Source organism: Pseudomonas uvaldensis, assembly GCF_021271205.1.
Lineage (GTDB): Bacteria > Pseudomonadota > Gammaproteobacteria > Pseudomonadales > Pseudomonadaceae > Aquipseudomonas > Aquipseudomonas uvaldensis.
This window is the reverse complement of the sequence record NZ_JAIWKS010000009.1, coordinates 98567-116152: the sequence shown is the minus strand read 5'-3', so window position 1 is coordinate 116152 and position 17586 is coordinate 98567. Positions and strand designations below refer to the sequence as shown.

Genomic DNA, 17586 nt, shown 5'->3' with positions numbered 1-17586 from the left:
GACGTGTTCAGTGAGAGACGTTATTATGTTACCGGTTCTCGCCTCATTGAGTGGTCATCGTGTCTCGATTTTTTTCGTTGTTTGTCGCTTTTTTCGCAAGTTTCCTGTTGACCTGCCCTGCCCAGGCCGAGGTGAAGGTCCTCACCAGCATCAAGCCGCTGCAGCTGATTGCCGCCGCCGTGCAGGACGGCGTGGCCGTACCGGAGGTGCTGCTGCCGCCCGGTGCTTCGCCTCACCACTATGCCTTGCGGCCATCCGACGTACGGAAGGTGCAATCGGTGGACTTGCTCTACTGGATCGGCCCCGACATGGAGGGTTTCCTGCCACGGGTGTTGAATGGCCGTACGTTGCCCTCCGTTGCGGTGCAGGAGCTGCCGGGACTCAAGCTGCGGCACTTTGCCGAGGACAGCCAATCCCATGCCGACGATGACGGCGACGAGCATGATCATGACCATCGTCCCGGTACGATCGACGCCCACCTGTGGCTGTCGCCGGTCAATGCTCGGGTGATCGCTGCCAGAATGGCAACCGACCTGAGCGCAGCCGATCCTGCCAATGCGGCTCGCTATCAAAGCAATCTGAAGGGTTTCAACCAGCGCCTCGATGCCTTGGACGCGCGCCTGAAGTCGCGCTTGGCCGGGATCGCGGGCAAACCCTATTTCGTGTTCCACGAAGCGTTCGACTATTTCGAAGACACCTACGGGCTCAAGCACGCAGGGGTTTTCGCCGTGGCCGCCGAGGTCCAGCCGGGGGCCCAACACGTGGCGGCGATGCGCACGCGTTTGCAGGCGGTAGGCAAGACCTGCGTCTTCAGCGAACCGCCCCTGCGCCCGCGCCTGGCCGAAACCCTGGTGGCCGGGTTGCCGGTCAAACTGGCGGAACTGGATGCCCTGGGCGGCTATACCCCGGCGACGGCGCAGGGGTATGAGCAGTTGTTGGAGAAGTTGGGCAATGATCTGGCGCAATGCCTGGAGTCACTCTAACTCCCTGCTTTTTGCAAAAGCCCGTGGCGAGGGAGTGCTCGGTTTTGCTGTTACAGGGCGAACGGCAACAAGGTATGAACGTCCTGCCGCTGCCCCAACCGCTGCTGAAACTCCATCGGATCGTGGATCAGCACGTCCTGCCCGGCAAACGATTCGGCCGCGATCAACCGCGACAACCAGAACCGCACGCACGCCACCCGCAGCATGGTCGGCCATAGCTCGGCCTCGGCGGCGGTGAACGGTCGCAGGGCCGCATAGGCCCCCAACAATGCCCGGGCCCTGGCGCCATCGAGCACACCGTCGTCATTCGAACACCAGTCATTCAGGGCAATGGCGACGTCATACAGCATCGGCCCGGAGCAGGCGTTGTAAAAGTCGATCAGCCCGGTCAGGTGCGTGCCCTCGAACATCGCGTTGTCGCGGAACAGGTCCGCGTGGATATTGGCCCGGGGCAGCGCCAGAATGGCAGTCTTTTGCACAGCGATTTCATCGAGCGCCGCTTCCAGCAGGCGACGGGCCTCGGTGTCCAGATGCGACAGGAGCTTGGTGCCCTCCTCCTGCATCCAGTCCAGTCCGCGATCGGTCTTGCGTTTGATCATCTTGTCCTTTGTCGCCAGGTGCAGATGCGCCAGCAACTCGCCCACCTGAGCGCAATGCTGCGCATTGGCCTGCTTGATGTGCTTGCCCGCCAGGCGTGGTTGCAGCAGCGCCGGCTTGCCGGCCAGCTCCCGCAGCGCCACGCCATCGGTGGTGCGCAAGGCATAAGGGACTGGCAGGTCGGCGTCGTGCAGCACGTCCAGCAGTTCGATGAAGAACGGCATTTCCTGGACCGGGCCGCGCTCCACCAGAGTCAGGACGAATTCGCCCTGCTCCAGGCTGATAAAGAAATTGGTGTTTTCGCTGCCGGCGGCGATCCCCTGGAAATCAAGCAGACGGCCAAGCCCGTAGGGGGCGAGAAAGGTTTCCAGCTCGGGCCGAGCCAGGGGGGTGAACACAGACATGGTTAAAACTGCCAGTACGGGCGCCCTTCAGCGGGCGCCGGTTGTTGAAGTCGGGAGCGGCATCACCACTCGAAGATTTTCCACGACGGAATCAGCATATCCGGCTGATCCGAGCGGATGAAGTTTGCATCACTGCCATCGGCGCGCACCAGGAAATAAGGCTTGCCGTTCTTGGGCGTGACCTTGATCGCGTACAGAAAGCCGTTTTGCCGGTACTCCTGGATCGTCTTGTCGCCTTCCGTGCGAATGGTCACGTCCGGGTCCGCCGAAGGTGCTTCGTCCGCCGCCATGACGGCCAGCGGTGTCATTGCAAACAAGCCAGCCAGTAACAGGCGATTTAGTGTACGCATGATAACCTTGTCCCTTTGTCGTCAACGGTCCCGCTATTCTAGCCCCGGACCCGCCGAAAAGGTTGATCCTGCTCATGAGCCAAGCCCCCCTCGTCCTGGTGGACGGTTCTTCTTATCTGTACCGCGCCTTTCATGCGCTGCCACCTTTGACCACCTCCAAAGGCCTGCCCACCGGCGCGGTCAAGGGTGTGTTGAACATGCTCAAGAGCCTGCGAAAGCAGTATCCGGACAGCCCGTTCGCCGTGGTCTTCGACGCTAAGGGTGGGACGTTTCGTGACGCGTTGTACGCCGAATACAAGGCCAACCGCCCGAGTATGCCCGACGACATGCGCGTTCAGATCGAGCCACTGCATGCCAGCGTCAAGGCCCTGGGCTTCCCGCTGTTGTGCGTGGACAACGTCGAGGCCGATGACGTGATCGGTACCCTGGCCCGCAGCAGCGCCGCGGCCGACCGCCCGGTGGTGATCTCCACCGGCGACAAAGACATGGCGCAGTTGGTCGACGGGCACATTACCTTGGTCAATACCATGACCGGTAGCTCGCTGGACGTGGCTGGCGTGAAGGAGAAATTTGGTGTCGCTCCGGAGCAGATCATCGATTATCTGGCGTTGATGGGCGATTCGTCCGACAACATTCCCGGCGTACCGGGTATCGGACCGAAGACCGCGTCCGGCCTGCTGGTGGGCGTCAACGGCGGCCTGACCGAGCTGTATGCGCAGTTGGATATCGTCCCCACCCTGCCGATTCGCGGCGCCAAGACCCTGCCCGCCAAGCTCGAAGAACACAAGGAAATGGCCTTCCTGTCCTACGAGTTGGCGACGATCAAGACCGACGTGCCTTTGGATATCGGCCTCGACGATTTGAAAATGGGTGAGCCGGACCACGAAAAACTCGCCGAGCTCTACACCCTGCTGGAATTCAAGAGCTGGTTCGAGGAGAACCAGCGCGAAGCCAAGCGCTCCGGCCAGGAAATCGTCGACGTGGCCGAGGAGCAATCGGGTGCCGAGTCCAAGTACGACGTCATCCTCGATCAGGCGAGCTTCGAGACCTGGCTGGCGAAGCTGGAAAAGGCGCCGCTGTTTGCCTTCGTCACCGAAACCAATGGCACCGATGCCCAGCACTCGCAGCTCGTAGGCTTGTCGTTCGCCGTGGCGCCGTTCGAGGCTGCCTACATTCCGCTGACCCATTCCTACATGGGTGTGCCGGAGCAACTGGACCGCGACACAGTGCTCAAGGCCCTCAAGCCGCTGCTGGAAAACCCGAACAAGCTCAAAGTCGGCCAGCACGCCAAGTTCGAGACCAACATCCTCGCCAACTGCGCCATCGATGGCGATCAGGACAACGGTATTTACGTCCAGGGCATTGCCTTCGACACCATGCTGGAATCCTACGTGCTGGATTCCACGGCAACCCGCCACGACATGGACAGTCTGGCGCTCAAATACCTGGGCCAAAGCAAGACGGACTTCCAGGACATTGCCGGTAAAGGCGTCAAGCAACTGACCTTCGATCAAATCGCCCTGGAACTGGCCGGCCCCTATGCTGCCGAAGACGCGGACGTGACCTTCCGCCTGCATCAGGCCTTGCAGGAGAAGCTCGCCGCGGTCCCGAGCCTGGGCAAAGTGCTTAATGAAATCGAAATGCCGTTGATGCCGGTGCTAGCGCGCATCGAGCGCCAGGGCGCGCTCGTGGACGCCAATCTGCTGGGGGTTCAGAGTGTCGAGTTGGGCGAGAAGCTGGTGGCGCTGGAGCGTGAGGCATTTGCTATCGCCGGTGAAGAATTCAACCTCGGCTCACCGAAGCAATTGGGAGTGATCCTGTACGAAAAACTCGGATTGCCGGTGCTCAGCAAAACCGCCAAGGGGCAGGCGTCCACCGCCGAAGCCGTGCTCGCCGAACTGGCCGAGCAGGATTACCCGCTGCCCAAGGTGCTGATGCAATACCGCTCGCTGAGCAAGCTCAAGAGCACCTACACCGATCGTCTGCCGGAGCAGATCAACAGCCGCACCGGCCGCGTCCACACTAATTATCAACAAGCCGTCGCCGCGACCGGCCGTCTGTCGTCCATCGACCCGAACCTGCAGAACATCCCGATCCGCACCGCCGAAGGCCGGCGGATCCGCCAGGCGTTCGTCGCGCCCAAGGGTTACAAGCTGCTGGCGGCGGACTATTCGCAGATCGAACTGCGGATCATGGCGCACCTGGCCAAAGACGAAGGCCTGCTCCATGCATTTCGCAATGACCTGGACGTGCACCGGGCCACGGCCGCCGAGGTCTTCGGTGTCGAGCTGGACGCCGTCACTCATGACCAGCGTCGCAGCGCCAAGGCGATCAACTTCGGCTTGATCTACGGCATGAGCGCGTTTGGCCTGGCCAAGCAGATCGGCGTCGATCGCAAGCAGTCCCAGGCCTACATCGACCGTTACTTCGCCCGCTACCCGGGGGTGCTGGCGTACATGGAGCGCACCCGCACCCAGGCTGCCGAGCAGGGGTTCGTCGAAACCATCTTCGGTCGCCGGTTGTACCTGCCGGACATCAACGCGAAAAACCCGGCGCTGCGCAAAGGCGCCGAGCGCACGGCGATCAACGCGCCGATGCAAGGTACGGCTGCCGACATCATCAAAAAAGCCATGGTGGCGGTGGATCGCTGGCTGTGTGCGTCGGGGCTGGATGCCAGGGTCATCCTGCAGGTCCACGACGAATTGGTGCTGGAAGTGCGCGAAGACCTGGTGGACCAGGTTCGCGAAGAGATCCGCCAGCATATGAGCGCCGCCGCCACGCTGGACGTGCCGCTGCTGGTGGAAGTGGGCGTGGGCAATAACTGGGACGAGGCGCACTGAGCCTGGCAATGAACCTTGGGCAGGCAGAGCCTGCCCCAAAGGGCAACGTCGGCGTTAGCTCGGAAAATTCCTAAGGTTATTTCCAAAAATAATCTGAACTAAAACCGTGAAAGAGCACTCAGAGTTTCTGAATGGCTGGTGAAGCCCTTCAATAGCTCCTATGTTGTGTTAAGTGTTGGCAGATATCTGGACCCCGCCCTAGCGGTCCGGAACTTGAACCCCGAACTTCCCCCTCCCCATAAGAAGTCCGGGGTTTTTTTTGCCCGCGATTCGGCTTATTCAGCGGGTTCGCTGCCCTTGTCCGCCAGCTCCATCCAGTTGGCCAACACGCCGTAGGCCTCTTCCAGGCCCATGCGCTTGGGCGCCGAGAACAATTGGATAGTGATCGCCTCGCCCCAGCCCTTGCGTATCTGCGACTGCACCTTGAGCAAGGTGTTCTTCGCCGCGCCATAGGTGAGTTTGTCGGCCTTGGTCAGCAGGATGTGCATGGGCATGCCGCTGGCGACTGCCCAATCGAGCATCAGTGTGTCGAAGTCAGTCATCGGATGGCGGATGTCCATCATCAGAATCAATCCCTTCAAACTCTCGCGGCTGCCCAGATAGGCTTCCAGATGACGCTGCCAGTGTTGCTTGAGCGGGATCGGCACCTTGGCGTAACCGTAACCGGGCAAGTCGACCAAACGGCGTTCATCGTCTAGCTTGAAGAAATTCAACAGTTGCGTGCGGCCCGGAGTTTTCGAGGTCCGTGCCAGGCTTGCATGGGTCAGGGTGTTCAGCGCGCTGGATTTGCCGGCGTTGGAACGACCGGCAAACGCCACTTCGAAGCCTTCGTCGTCGGGGCATTGATCGACTTTGGCGGCGCTGAGCATGAAGGTGGACTGTTGGCACAGGCCAAGGATGGGGTTCTTCAGTTGCATGGGATTTCCGATGTGGGCGGCGTCGGGAATGGACGCGGCAAGCGGTGTCGTTTCCGTTTCAGTGACGCCAGTATATAATGCCGCAGATTTTGTGTGCGCTTTGTCCCAGCGTAGGATGAGGCTCACGAGAGCGATCGACCAGAATTGCGCATCAGAACGCAGCTCGCTCTCAACCCTGAAAAGGTCGTTTTATGACGAAATGGCTGCTAGCTGCCGGTGTCTTGATGCCGCTTTACAGCGCTCAGGCTACACAGGATCCGGAAGCTGTGTACAACCGTGTTTGTGGTGCCTGTCATTCCGGCCAACTCCCCATGGCGCCCCGCAAGGGCGATCAGGAAGCTTGGACGCCGAGGTTGGCGAAAGGTATGGAGACGCTGGTGCAACACGTGACCCAGGGTTTCAAGGCGATGCCGCCGCGTGGTTTGTGCATGGACTGCAGTGCCGAGGATTACCGAGCCATCATCCAGTGGATGAGCGAGTGAACCCGGTCCATAACTCTTTAACCCTTAGCCGTAGTTGGATTAGCTGATGAACAAACTGATCGTGAGTCTGCTGTTGACCTTGGGGATATCCGGTGTTGCCCACGCCGCTGGCGGTAGTGCCTCCATCGTCGCCGATGCGAAAGCCGGCCAGGCGAAAGCTGCCGTATGCGGAGCCTGCCACGGCCCGGATGGCAACAGCATGGCGCCCAACTTTCCGAAACTGGCGGGTCAGGGCGAGCGTTACCTGAACAAGCAACTGCACGACATCAAGTCGGGCAAGCGCACCGTCCTGGAAATGACCGGCCTGCTGAACAACCTGAGCGACCAGGACCTGGCGGACATTTCCGCTTATTTTGCCAGCCAGAAGGGCAGTGTCGGCGCGGCCGATCCAAAACTCGTGGCCCGTGGGGAAGCGCTGTTTCGCGGCGGCAACCTGGAAAAAGGACTGCCAGCCTGCACCGGCTGCCACGCGCCAGACGGCAAGGGCAACGCCCCCGCCGGCTTCCCGCACCTGGGTGGCCAGCATGCCCAATACATCACCAAGCAACTGACCGATTTCCGCAAGGAAGAAGGCGGCCGCGCCAACGATGGCGACGCGATGACCATGCGCACCATCGCTCGCAAGCTCAGTGACGAAGATATCGCTGCGGTGGCCAGCTACATTCAGGGCTTGCACTGAGTGCATTGACCTGCGTGGCTGAGCTTGCAATGTTAACGCTCGATTTATCTGTCGCGGTAAACATCAAAAGGGTGGCTTTGGCCGCCCTTTTTTGTGGCCGCTGCCGTTACACTACGAACTTGAACCCGCCACGGCCTGTCTCAAAGACACGCCTCGCGAGGCCATCCATGTCCAGGAGTAAAGCATGCGTAATCTGATCATCAGCGCCGCGCTCGTCGTTGCCAGCCTGTTCGGCATTGGCGCTCAAGCCACCGCCGAGGAGTCGAAGGCTCCCTATGTCGAATTGACCAACCCGGTTCCGGTGGCGGTGCCTGGCAAGATCGAAGTGGTGGAGCTGTTCTGGTACGGCTGCCCGCATTGCTACGCATTCGAACCGGTCATCAACCCTTGGGTCGACAAGCTGCCTTCGGACGTGAATTTCGTGCGCGTCCCCGCCATGTTCGGCGGCCCGTGGGATGCCCACGGCCAAATGTTCCTGACCCTCGAAACCATGGGCGTCGAGCACAAGGTTCACGCCGCGGTGTTCAACGCGATCCAGAATGAGAAGAAGCGTCTGACCGATCCTGAAGACATGGCCGAATTCCTTGCTACTCAAGGCGTCGACAAGGAGAAGTTCCTGGCGACTTTCAACTCCTTCGCGATCAAGGCCCAGATCACCAAGGCCAAGGATCTTGCCAAGAAATACCAGGTCACTGGCGTACCGACCATGATCGTAAACGGCAAGTACCGCTTCGATATCGGCTCCGCCGGCGGCGCAAACGAAGCGCTGGCTCTGGCCGACAAGCTGATTGCCAAGGAGCGGACGACCGCTAAGGCCGCTGCCAACTAAGCGCGGACTGCGTCCATGGCCCGCTGGAGAACCGAACGCATCATTGGCCTGCATGAACCACGGGTCAACGAGCACCATGTCGCCTCAACGGGCCTGCCCGCCGACAACCGTTTGCGGTTGCTCAGCTTCAATATTCAGGTGGGCATCAGCACCGAGCGCTACCGGCATTACCTGACCCGCGGCTGGCAACATTTGCTGCCGCACACCGGGCGCGCCGGAAACCTGCAGAAGATCGGCGAACTGCTGAAGGATTTCGACCTGGTGGCGCTGCAAGAGGCCGACGGCGGCAGCTTGAGGTCAGGCTACGTCAATCAGGTCGAACATCTGGCCCAACTGGGCGCATTTCCCTATTGGTACCAACAACTCAATCGCAACCTCGGGCGCTTCGCTCAGCACAGCAATGGTGTGTTGAGCCGCCTGCGGCCCTGGGCGATCGAAGATCATCCGCTGCCGGGCCCTAAAGGGCGCGGCGCGATCCTGGCGCGTTTCGGTGAAGGTCCGGAGGCGCTGGTGGTGGTCATGATGCACCTGGCCCTTGGCGCGCGGACCCGCTCGATGCAGTTGGCCTACATTCGCGAAATGATCGGTGGCTACAAGCACCAGGTATTGATGGGCGACATGAACACCCATGCCAACGACCTGCTGCAAAGCTCGCCCCTGCGTGACCTGGGCCTTCTTGCGCCGCAGCTGGAAGCGACGTTCCCCAGCTGGCGCCCCCAGCGCTGCCTGGACCATATCCTGCTGAGCCCGACCTTGACCCTTGAGCGTGTCGAAGTCCTGGCCCAACCCATTTCCGACCACCTGCCGGTCGCGGTCGAAATTCGTTTGCCGGGTTCGCTGACGGCCGATACATTCCCTGCGTTGAGTCCTGGCCCTTGCGGATCCGATGAATGAGCGACGACGCCGAACGCTGGAGAGAGAAATACCTCAGGAGCATCGAACAGCAGGAGAAGCTCGAACGACGCTGGAATGCGCGGCTCGACCTGCTGCGGCGTGGCCTGGTGCGCAGTACGCTGGCCGCCGAAGGCACCGACAGGGCCGTCGACCAATGCATGAAGGAAATGCGCGAAGTGGTGCGCACCGATGAGATGGACGCCGCGCTCGCCGCCCTGTTGCCTCGTCTGGAAAAAGCCGTGCTGGATTCCGAGCAGCGCCGCGAGACCCGAACCGAGCAGATGAGCACTGCCCTGACTGCCCTTGTCACTCAGTTACAAACCCTGCCGTTGCCCAGGGAAGTCAGTCGGCCGCTCAAGAGGTTCGCCAAACACCTCGAGGCGCGAGTAGGCCAGGCTCGAGAAATTCCATTGCTGCTCAGCGAACTGAGCGGTTTGCAAGGCAAGGCCCTGGAAGTGTTGGAGGCTCCCGAGCAAGCGCATCGTCCCGGCTTGTTGCAGCGGTTGTTTGGCGGCCATGGCCATGAAGATGGCTCATCCCCATCCCCATCCCCTGAACCTGCCGCCGACAACGCGGGGCCTGAAACTGGGGCTGTGCCAGCGATGCCGAAGCAATTGGCCGTTGAGCCTGTACCCCTCTCTCCCGCGGCGGAACCGATACGGCACGCCGACGAAACCGTCGAGCCGGACCCTTTTATCCCGCCAATGCTTGATCCCGCTCCGGCTCCCGCGCCTGCGTTCGAGAACCCCGATGAGCTGGTGTCCGAGGTGCCGCCCGAGACCGATCCGCATGTATCCGCTCCGGATACGGAGCCCGATGCGCCCGAAACCGTCGAGGCGCTGCCTGTCGACCTGGAGGATGTCCATTATGCCCTGCCCGATTCGCCGGAGCCGTCCTATAGCTCAGTGGCCAGGCATATCGAAGACACATTGTTGGGCTTGCTGGGTGACCTGACGCTGCCCGAACGCCACCGTCCCCAGGCCGAAGCGATGCGTGAACGGCTGCAAAACGGTTTGAACTGGTATGAGTTGCTGCCGATTCTCGACGATTTTGCGACGCTCATGCTGGCAATCACCGACAGCGGGCAGCACGAGTTCGAAGCCTACCTACAGCGCCTCAATGATCGGTTGGAGTCATTCCAGAGCAGCCTGCGGGCCGCCAGTGAAGGCCATGCGGACAATCTTTCAGCTTCCAGGGAAATGGACACGCAGATTCGCGAACAGGTCGATGGCTTGCAAAGCAGCATGCAGGAAGCCGATGACCTGGAAGGACTCAAGCAAGTGCTGGAGAACCATCTCGAAGGCTTGCTCGGTACGATGGATCAGCACCGCCTGCAACGGGACCAGCGCGAGCAAGAGGTTTCCGCTCGGTTGAAGAGCCTGGCGGAGCGCGTCGCGGTGATGGAGCAGGAAGCCCAGGTCGTTCGCGAGAATCTTGAAGAACAGCGGCAAAAAGCCCTGATCGATCCACTCACCGGGCTGCCTAACCGCGCCGCCTGGAGCGAACGCCTGGAGCATGAAGTCACCCAGTGGCAACGGCATGGCAATAGCTTGCTGCTGGCCATACTCGATCTCGACCACTTCAAGCGAATCAACGACAACTACGGCCACCTGGCTGGCGACAGGGTATTGAAGATCATTGCTTCCGTATTGCGTAAACGCCTGCGCGGCAGCGATTTCATTGCCCGTTTTGGCGGCGAGGAATTTGTCCTGCTGCTGCCGGACACACCGTTAACGGCGGGCGGCGGACTGGCCGAGAACTTTCGAGCGGCCATCGAGGCCTGCCCATTCCATTTCAAGGGTGAGCCGGTCACGATTACGGTGTCCATTGGCCTTACCCGCTTTAAAACCGGAGAACGCAGTGATCTGGTGCTCAAAAGAGCCGATCAGGCGCTTTACAGGGCAAAGGCGGCCGGGCGTAACCGAGTGGAGATTGGCTAATCCAATTGTTCCATTTTGTTTAATAAAGGAATGCGGATCGGCTCATCGCAATTCGATACGTTACACTGTTGCATTATTTTCTACCTGCAAACGCCCCTGCCCCCATGAAACTCTTTCCGATCATTGCTTTTCTGTTGGCCTTGGCCGGCTGCGCCAGCGGGCCCCGGCTGGACACCAGTCATCCTTCGGCCAATCAGGACAATCGTGTGCAGTTCGTGGTGGTTCACTACACCTCGGCTTCTTTGGAGCGGTCCCTGGCCCTGCTGACTCATGGCGAGGTCAGCGCTCATTACCTGATCGGTGACGATAAGAACGCGACTATCTACAAATTGGTGGATGAGAGCCGACGCGCCTGGCACGCCGGCGAAAGCGAATGGCAAGGCCGGACCTGGCTCAACTCCAGCTCGATCGGGATCGAAATCGTCAATCCGGGGTACGTCGACACGCCGACCGGTCGCCTTTGGTACCCCTACAGCGAAGCCCAGATCCAATCCCTGATCGTTCTGCTCAAGGACATCACTCGGCGTAACGCAATCAATCCAGGCAATATCATCGGTCACAGTGACATCGCCCCCTTGCGCAAGCTTGATCCAGGGCCGCTGTTTCCCTGGAAACGTCTGGCGCAGGCCGGCCTGGGAATCTGGCCGGATGAGCAAGCCGTGGCGCGCCAGCAAGTCCTTTTCGCGGCCCAGTTGCCCAGTGCCAGCTGGTTTCAGACGGAATTGGCCCGGCTGGGCTATCCGACGCCCCAGACTGGCGAATGGGATGTGGCCACCCACCGTGTACTGGCTGCGTTCCAGATGCGTTATCGGCCGGCCCGGTTCGACGGCACGCCGGACGCGCAAAGTGCTGCAATCTTGCAGGTGCTTACCCAGACAAAATAATGACGCTTGTCTGCCGATAACGCCTAAAGTCAATTCAGAAGCTATAACTCATTGGTAACTTTCGGATTACCAAGATGACGGCTACCCGCGAAGCCCTGCAAAGCTGGCTCCATCGCCCTCTTTTTCTGGCGATGGTAGCGGCTGCCCTGAGTACGGTGCTGTTGCTGGCGGCGAGCCTGTTCGTGACTGTGCAGCAGGTCAAGCAGCGCGAAAGCGACCAGATGAATGCCCAGGGCGAGCGCTTTCTGCAACGGCTGGAACAGCTGTTCGGGCAGCTGCGCGAAAGCCTCGACGATCTGCAGACACAACCGCTGCGCGGATGCGACGATGACATGATCGCGACCTTGCAGCAGGTCAGCTTCAATTACCGCTTCGTCTATGAGGCGGCGTATACCGACAGCCGCGGCGTATGCTCCAATCGTCCGCGGCAAAGTGGATTGCCTGTGGCTCGTGCGCCCGATATCCGGGGGCCGACGTACAGTTACTGGCTCAACACGACGACCGAACCTGATGAAAACCGCGCCGCGTTGATGCTCGGTCGCGGTAACTTTCGGGTTGCCACTTCTCGTGGGCATCTGACCGACGTAGTCGACCTTCCTCCCGATAGCAGCCTGCTGGTGGTGCTTGACCATGGCAAACGGGCCATTCCCGTGCTTGGCACCGATCGATACTGGCCACCCCCAGAGCCCTGGCCAGCCAATAGGGACAATGCCCTGCAGGTGACGCCCACGCGGCTGATCTATCGAATGCAAACCGACAACCCTGAATATCAGTTGGTGCTGATCACCCCCCGCAGTGGTCTCCATTTCCCGGCCAATGCCTGGTGGATGCTGCCCATCAGCCTGGCATTGGGCCTGGGGATCGGTTTCCAGGTGCTGCTTCTGGCCCGCCAGCGCCAATCCATGGACGCGGAGCTGCATAGGGCCATTCGGCGCGGTGAATTGCAGGTGTTGTACCAGCCGATTTTCGACTTGCGCAGTCGCCTCTGTGTCGGTGCCGAAGCGTTGCTGCGTTGGCGAAGGCCCGATGGCACGTTGACCAGCCCGGACCTTTTCATCCCGATGGCGGAGAATACCGGGCAGATTCGGCAGATCACCGATTTTGTATTACAGAGACTGTTCGATCAGCTCGGCCAGTTGTTAAGGGCCAATCCGCAGCTCTACATTTCGGTGAACCTGGCGGCCTGCGACGTCATGGTGCCTCGTATCGGTGAGGTGATCGCTCGCTTGCTGGAGCGGCATCGAGTGTCGGCGCGTCAGATTGCCTTCGAGGTGACCGAGCGCGGGCTGATCGATGTGCTCGTGGCCCGGGATAACCTGCAGTCGCTGCGCGATCTGGGCCACCAGGTGTTGATCGATGACTTCGGTACGGGGTACAGCAGCCTCGCGTACCTGCAAACCCTGCCGGTGGATTGCCTGAAAATCGACAAAGCCTTTATCGATGCCCTTGGTCACGACGCAGCCAGCAGTGGCGTAGCGCCACATATCATTCACATGGCCCATGCGTTGCAGCTGAAGGTGATTGCCGAAGGGATCGAACATGAGGCCCAGGCTTCATACCTGAGCAGCGAAGGAGTCACGTTCGGCCAGGGCTGGCTGTTTGCCCATGCCCTGAGCGCGGTGCAGCTCATCGAACTGATCACACGGGGGCGACGGCGACTGGGGCGGCGCCTGGATGATGAAGCCTAGACTCTGTCTGAAAAGCCTTGATACTCGTTCATGCTGCGTTAAAAACCGGCTCGGAATGCTCATTTACTCCAGTAAACTGCGCTTCCTCGCCGGTTTTCGCCTTGCCTGACCTTCGTCTCAAGACTTTTCAAACGGAGCCTAGGTTTCAGACCGTCAGTGCCATGTAAAACTGGGTACCTTGCCCTGGCCGTGAATAAACCCCCATCCGTCCGCCATGGAGCTGAACGATTTCCTTGCACAGTGCCAGGCCGAGACCCGCTCCCCCCTTCTTGCGTCCGACTTGGACGAAAGGTTCGAAAATCCTTCCCTGTTGGCCGTAGGCAATGCCTTCACCGTTGTCTTCGACACTGATGATTACTCGCTCGCCGTGGCGTCGGGCTTGCAGGCGGATCTGGCCATCGTCGGCTGTGTGACGCATGGCATTGTCGATCAGGTTATCCAGTACTCGATCCAGTTGTCCGGCATCGGCGTGCAGGCGTGGCAGCGGGCCCTGGATTTCCACGAGCAATGCGATGCCCTTGGCTTGGGCCTGGTCGGCAAATCGCAATCGGGCCGCTTCCAGCAGGTCTTCGATGGAACAAGGCGCCAAGGTCAGTTTTTGCAGGCCGTTCTGGTAGCGGGAGAAGTTCAGCAGGTCGTTGATGAGTTGCATCAGTCGCTGCATTTCTTCGTTGACGGTGTTGAGCAGGTCGGCTTCGCGGGATTCCTCGGCGAAGTGCACGCGCTCCTGCAATAGGCCAAACGCCATGTGCATGCCGGTCACCGGGGTGCGTAGCTCGTGGGAGGCCCGTAGTACGAATTCGCTGCGTACCCGTTCGAACGCCCGCTGTTCGGTGACGTCGTGCAGCACCATGACGGCGCCAAGGATGTGTCCTTGGGTATGGCTGACGGGGGTAAGGCTATAAGTCAACAGGCGCGATTCGCCATCCACCTCGATGCTCAGGTCCTCTGGAGCCCGCTCCAGAGTTCCGCCCCGCAGGACCAGTTGCAATTCCTCATCCAGTTCCTGGCGCCCCAGGGCTTCGCCCAATCCAAGGCCCAGACGCTCTTCATCCCAGCCCAATTGACGTTGCGCTACCGGGTTGAGGTGTTCCAGCCGGCCCTGGCGATCGATCATCAGCAGACCATCGTCGATACTGTCGAGCACCGCTTGCAAGCGCTGCTGGCCGGCAAGCAGTTCATCGACGTTCATGGCCTGGTGCTCGCGCAGTGCCTGGGCCATGATGCCGAAACGCCGGGTCAGCAGATTCAACTCGGCAGCAGAGGAAACCGGCAATGTCACTTCGAAATTGCCCTGGCCAATGTTATCCGCCGCCGCGGCCAGCGCCTCGATTGGCGCGCCGAAACGTCGGGCCAGGCCATGGGCGGTGATGAAGCCGATGATCAATACCGCCAGCCCCACCAGTCCCAGCAGGCTGGAAATCAGCAGCGCACGCTCCCGTGCGTGGGTCTGGGCTTCGCCGATGTTGTTCAGGGCGCCCCGATACCCTTCGATGAGGCCGTTGCGCAGCACATTGAATTTCTCGGTAAGGTCCTGGATGCCAGAGAGTGGAGGGGATTGCTGGCGAAATCCGGCGTATGCGTCGAGAAATTTCTGGTAGTCGACTTTGGCCTGGCTGAAGCGCTCCGTCGGGTTGTCCTGGTTTTGTTCGTGGGTGATGCCCTCCTCCAGCCATTGAAAGTAATGCCGCTTGGCGTTTTCCAACGCGGCCAGGTCAGGCTTGTCATCGAGCATGATCATGAACTGGTCGCCCAGGCTCTGGCGCAGTTTGAGTCCCAGATCTAGTAGAACGAAGTTGTCACGAACCGATTGTTCCTGGGTATTGGCCATCTGCATCACGCTCACCAGGCCGAGCAACAGCCCCAGCAACGCTACGGTGATCAGGGCCGAGATACTGAGAAACAGCCGGGTGCGCAGCTTCATCGCCAGTTTCATAAGGTACCGTTCACAGGTTGTACTGCTTGCGTTTTCGATACAGCGTGGACGCGTCGATACCCAGGGTCTTGGCTGCCTGGTCGAGGGTATCAGCGGTGGCCAGCACCGCGCCGATGTGAGCTTTCTCCAGTTCATCGAGGCTCAGCGGGGCGCCAATGCGTGGTGCATTGTTGACGGGTTGTTCGGCCATTCCCAGATGGCTGATTTCCACTTTTTCCTGGGCACAGATGATGCTGGCGCGCTCGACCACGTTGCGCAGCTCGCGAATATTGCCGGGCCAGCGATAGCCTAGCAGCGCTTGCCGGGCCTCGTCGCTGAATGCACGGGCCGGACGGGCATACTCCTTGACGAAGCGAGCCAGGAAGCGGTCGGCCAGGGTCAGGATATCTTCGGCACGTTCGCGCAGCGGTGGCAGGTGCAGCGTGATGACGTTCAGGCGATACAGCAGGTCTTCGCGAAAGCGTCCATCGCGCACCATGTCTTCGAGGTTGAGGTTGGTCGCTGCGAGAATCCGCACATCGGCCCGACGGGTCACCGGGTCACCGACTCGCTCATATTCCTTGTCTTGAATGAAACGGAGCAATTTAGGCTGCAATGTCAGCGGAAAATCGCCGATTTCGTCGAGAAAAAGCGTGCCGCCATCGGCTTGGTTGACTCGTCCCAGCGTGCTCTCGCTAGCCCCGGTAAACGCGCCACGACTGTGGCCAAACAGTTCGCTTTCCATCAGTTCGGCCGTCAGCGACGGGCAATTGATGGTGACGCAGGATTTTTTCGCTCGTTTGCTCCAGCCATGGATGGCGCGGGCCAGCTCACCCTTACCGGTGCCGGACTCGCCCAGGATCAGGATGTTGGCGTCGGTACTGGCGACCTGGCGGGCGGTTTCAAGAACAACCTTCATCGCCGGGCTATGGGAGTCGAGACCGTCCTTGGGTTTGCGCATTTCGTCTTCCAAGGCTTCCAGCCTCGCCGACAATTGGCGTACTTCCAGCTGCTTGGCGGTTGCGAGGCGCAACTGATCCGGGCTGCATGGTTTGACCAGATAATCGGCGGCCCCGGCCTGGATCGCATCGACCGCTGTGTCGACGGCCGAATGGGCAGTGACGATCACTACTCGCATCCAGGGGGCCTGAATGCGCATCTGGGCCAGCACATCCAGTCCGTTGTCTTCACCCAGGCGAAGATCCAGGAAGCACAGGTCGAATACCTGGCGTTGCAGCAAGGCTTCGGCCTGGGCGGCACTGCCAGCGGTCGCGACGGTATAGCCTTCGTCTTCCAGGCAATAGCGGAAAGTACGCAGGATGGCGGACTCATCGTCTACCAGCAGAATGCGGCCTTGATGCTCAGTGGCGGATTCCATTTTTCCTACGCTCCTTTAAATCAATGATGTTGGTTAGTGTCAGAAAAATCGGGCAAGTTGCATGGTCGATTCTGAGCGAATACTACCCATTGGGAGTATCGCTGTGGGCGATGGGATTGTAGCGGGTGGATCCTAATCGTTTTCCTACGCCGCGGTGCGCTTAACGACCGACCCAGATCATTCCGACCGTCATTCACGAGTGGCAATTCAAAAAAGAATTCCTGCCCGGCACTCCGGCGAAAACCGGCTGGCCACCACTCGATCGATCGTGCATAACGCACGACTTTTTTCTGAGGCATCGTGCAGGATGCGCCCAAGCCGCAATTTCCTTATCTTGTAACTAAATGATTTTAAAGTATTTTTTAGTAAAAAATTTCTGGCATGCCGTCTGCAATGGTCTGATTAACGTGGCGTTTGAGCGCCCCAACCAGATCACCACCCGGGGTGGGAGGAATTCCAGGATGAATCGTCAACGTGCCGCCCGATTTCCAATTACGTCCCTGCACCTTCAGCAGGGCCTATGGACTGTTGTGGCGCTGCTGGTGACCCTCGCGGTCGGTCAGCAGTTGCTCCTCTGGCATTACAGCCAACAGCCCGAAGCGCCACTGGTGTCGATCCATAGAACTCCCCAAACCCACTTCAGCCCCATGGGCAGCGTTGCGCAGGCGTCCGACTCGATGCGCATGATGGACGTCGATCAGGCACAGCCGATTGCCGACATGTCCCATCAGGAACGCTGGGTGTTTTAACTCTGATGGGCCCGCGACTATCGCGCATGGAACCATCACTACCTGTCCCGAACTAAA

15 protein-coding genes are annotated in these 17586 nt (G+C 60.1%); 10 read left to right on the top strand and 5 right to left on the bottom strand.

The window, feature by feature from the left end; genetic code table 11:
* Positions 1 to 59 precede the first annotated feature (59 nt).
* A complete protein-coding gene (locus LCU97_RS20330) occupies positions 60 to 983 on the top strand; it encodes a zinc ABC transporter substrate-binding protein ZnuA (protein ID WP_053149319.1) in 924 nt (307 codons plus the stop codon).
* A 50-nt stretch (positions 984 to 1033) separates the two neighbouring features.
* Here the strand turns inward: LCU97_RS20330 and LCU97_RS20325 are convergent, their stop codons facing one another.
* Both LCU97_RS20325 and LCU97_RS20320 read right to left on the bottom strand, forming a co-directional pair.
* On the bottom strand, positions 1034 to 1984 hold the full coding sequence (locus LCU97_RS20325; RefSeq protein WP_053149322.1) for a homoserine kinase: 951 nt from the start codon (positions 1982 to 1984) through the stop codon (positions 1034 to 1036).
* Positions 1985 to 2046: 62 nt separating this feature from the next.
* Entirely contained in the window at positions 2047 to 2334 is a 288-nt protein-coding gene (locus LCU97_RS20320) for a DUF2782 domain-containing protein (RefSeq protein ID WP_053149325.1), read from the bottom strand.
* Positions 2335 to 2408: 74 nt separating this feature from the next.
* Between LCU97_RS20320 and polA the strand changes: the two genes are divergently transcribed.
* Positions 2409 to 5174 (top strand): DNA polymerase I, encoded by a 2766-nt coding sequence (gene polA / locus LCU97_RS20315; RefSeq protein ID WP_053149328.1) that lies wholly within the window; start codon positions 2409 to 2411, stop codon positions 5172 to 5174.
* A gap of 275 nt (positions 5175 to 5449) precedes the next feature.
* Here polA and yihA read toward each other — a convergent pair whose 3' ends face one another.
* Positions 5450 to 6091 carry a ribosome biogenesis GTP-binding protein YihA/YsxC gene (yihA, locus tag LCU97_RS20310; protein ID WP_053149331.1) on the bottom strand — a complete coding sequence of 214 codons (642 nt, stop codon included), beginning with the start codon at positions 6089 to 6091 and terminating at the stop codon, positions 5450 to 5452.
* 191 nt (positions 6092 to 6282) lie between these two features.
* Here yihA and LCU97_RS20305 point away from each other — a divergent pair, with 191 nt between their 5' ends.
* The 7 genes from LCU97_RS20305 (at position 6283) to LCU97_RS20275 (ending at position 13487) form a co-directional block, all read left to right on the top strand.
* Positions 6283 to 6573 (top strand): c-type cytochrome, encoded by a 291-nt coding sequence (locus tag LCU97_RS20305; RefSeq protein ID WP_003196231.1) that lies wholly within the window; start codon positions 6283 to 6285, stop codon positions 6571 to 6573.
* Positions 6574 to 6619: 46 nt separating this feature from the next.
* A complete protein-coding gene (locus LCU97_RS20300) occupies positions 6620 to 7252 on the top strand; it encodes a c-type cytochrome (protein WP_053149335.1) in 633 nt (210 codons plus the stop codon).
* A 184-nt stretch (positions 7253 to 7436) separates the two neighbouring features.
* Positions 7437 to 8081, top strand: coding sequence for a thiol:disulfide interchange protein DsbA/DsbL (locus LCU97_RS20295; protein ID WP_053149338.1), 645 nt, complete (start codon positions 7437 to 7439; stop codon positions 8079 to 8081).
* Between the two features lie 15 nt (positions 8082 to 8096).
* Entirely contained in the window at positions 8097 to 8975 is an 879-nt protein-coding gene (locus LCU97_RS20290; RefSeq protein ID WP_232777589.1) for an endonuclease/exonuclease/phosphatase family protein, read from the top strand.
* Positions 8972 to 10915: a GGDEF domain-containing protein gene (locus LCU97_RS20285; protein ID WP_232777588.1), complete on the top strand. Its 1944-nt coding sequence runs from the start codon at positions 8972 to 8974 to the stop codon at positions 10913 to 10915. Before LCU97_RS20290 ends, LCU97_RS20285 begins: the two co-directional genes overlap by 4 nt.
* Before the next feature lie 104 nt (positions 10916 to 11019).
* Positions 11020 to 11799 (top strand): N-acetylmuramoyl-L-alanine amidase, encoded by a 780-nt coding sequence (locus LCU97_RS20280; RefSeq protein WP_053149347.1) that lies wholly within the window; start codon positions 11020 to 11022, stop codon positions 11797 to 11799.
* Positions 11800 to 11873: 74 nt separating this feature from the next.
* A complete protein-coding gene (locus LCU97_RS20275) occupies positions 11874 to 13487 on the top strand; it encodes an EAL domain-containing protein (RefSeq protein WP_232777587.1) in 1614 nt (537 codons plus the stop codon).
* A 145-nt stretch (positions 13488 to 13632) separates the two neighbouring features.
* Here the strand turns inward: LCU97_RS20275 and LCU97_RS20270 are convergent, their stop codons facing one another.
* Positions 13633 to 15423 carry an ATP-binding protein gene (locus LCU97_RS20270; RefSeq protein ID WP_232777586.1) on the bottom strand — a complete coding sequence of 597 codons (1791 nt, stop codon included), beginning with the start codon at positions 15421 to 15423 and terminating at the stop codon, positions 13633 to 13635.
* A gap of 10 nt (positions 15424 to 15433) precedes the next feature.
* A complete protein-coding gene (algB, locus tag LCU97_RS20265; RefSeq protein ID WP_053149356.1) occupies positions 15434 to 16780 on the bottom strand; it encodes a sigma-54-dependent response regulator transcription factor AlgB in 1347 nt (448 codons plus the stop codon).
* A 461-nt stretch (positions 16781 to 17241) separates the two neighbouring features.
* On the opposite strand from algB, the gene LCU97_RS20260 reads away from it, so the two are divergent.
* Positions 17242 to 17529: a hypothetical protein gene (locus tag LCU97_RS20260; RefSeq protein WP_053149359.1), complete on the top strand. Its 288-nt coding sequence runs from the start codon at positions 17242 to 17244 to the stop codon at positions 17527 to 17529.
* The last annotated feature ends 57 nt before the right edge of the window (positions 17530 to 17586 follow it).

Excerpts from the sequence above, each read along its gene's own strand:
- LCU97_RS20325 (WP_053149322.1), bottom strand. The coding sequence starts at position 1,984 with ATGTCTGTGTTCACCCCCCTGGCTCGGCCCGAGCTGGAAACCTTTCTC.
- LCU97_RS20320 (WP_053149325.1), bottom strand. The coding sequence starts at position 2,334 with ATGCGTACACTAAATCGCCTGTTACTGGCTGGCTTGTTTGCAATGACA.
- polA (WP_053149328.1), top strand. The coding sequence starts at position 2,409 with ATGAGCCAAGCCCCCCTCGTCCTGGTGGACGGTTCTTCTTATCTGTAC.
- yihA (WP_053149331.1), bottom strand. The coding sequence starts at position 6,091 with ATGCAACTGAAGAACCCCATCCTTGGCCTGTGCCAACAGTCCACCTTC.
- LCU97_RS20305 (WP_003196231.1), top strand. The coding sequence starts at position 6,283 with ATGACGAAATGGCTGCTAGCTGCCGGTGTCTTGATGCCGCTTTACAGC.
- LCU97_RS20300 (WP_053149335.1), top strand. The coding sequence starts at position 6,620 with ATGAACAAACTGATCGTGAGTCTGCTGTTGACCTTGGGGATATCCGGT.
- LCU97_RS20295 (WP_053149338.1), top strand. The coding sequence starts at position 7,437 with ATGCGTAATCTGATCATCAGCGCCGCGCTCGTCGTTGCCAGCCTGTTC.
- LCU97_RS20290 (WP_232777589.1), top strand. The coding sequence starts at position 8,097 with ATGGCCCGCTGGAGAACCGAACGCATCATTGGCCTGCATGAACCACGG.
- LCU97_RS20285 (WP_232777588.1), top strand. The coding sequence starts at position 8,972 with ATGAGCGACGACGCCGAACGCTGGAGAGAGAAATACCTCAGGAGCATC.
- LCU97_RS20280 (WP_053149347.1), top strand. The coding sequence starts at position 11,020 with ATGAAACTCTTTCCGATCATTGCTTTTCTGTTGGCCTTGGCCGGCTGC.
- LCU97_RS20275 (WP_232777587.1), top strand. The coding sequence starts at position 11,874 with ATGACGGCTACCCGCGAAGCCCTGCAAAGCTGGCTCCATCGCCCTCTT.
- LCU97_RS20270 (WP_232777586.1), bottom strand. The coding sequence starts at position 15,423 with ATGAAACTGGCGATGAAGCTGCGCACCCGGCTGTTTCTCAGTATCTCG.
- algB (WP_053149356.1), bottom strand. The coding sequence starts at position 16,780 with ATGGAATCCGCCACTGAGCATCAAGGCCGCATTCTGCTGGTAGACGAT.
- LCU97_RS20260 (WP_053149359.1), top strand. The coding sequence starts at position 17,242 with ATGAATCGTCAACGTGCCGCCCGATTTCCAATTACGTCCCTGCACCTT.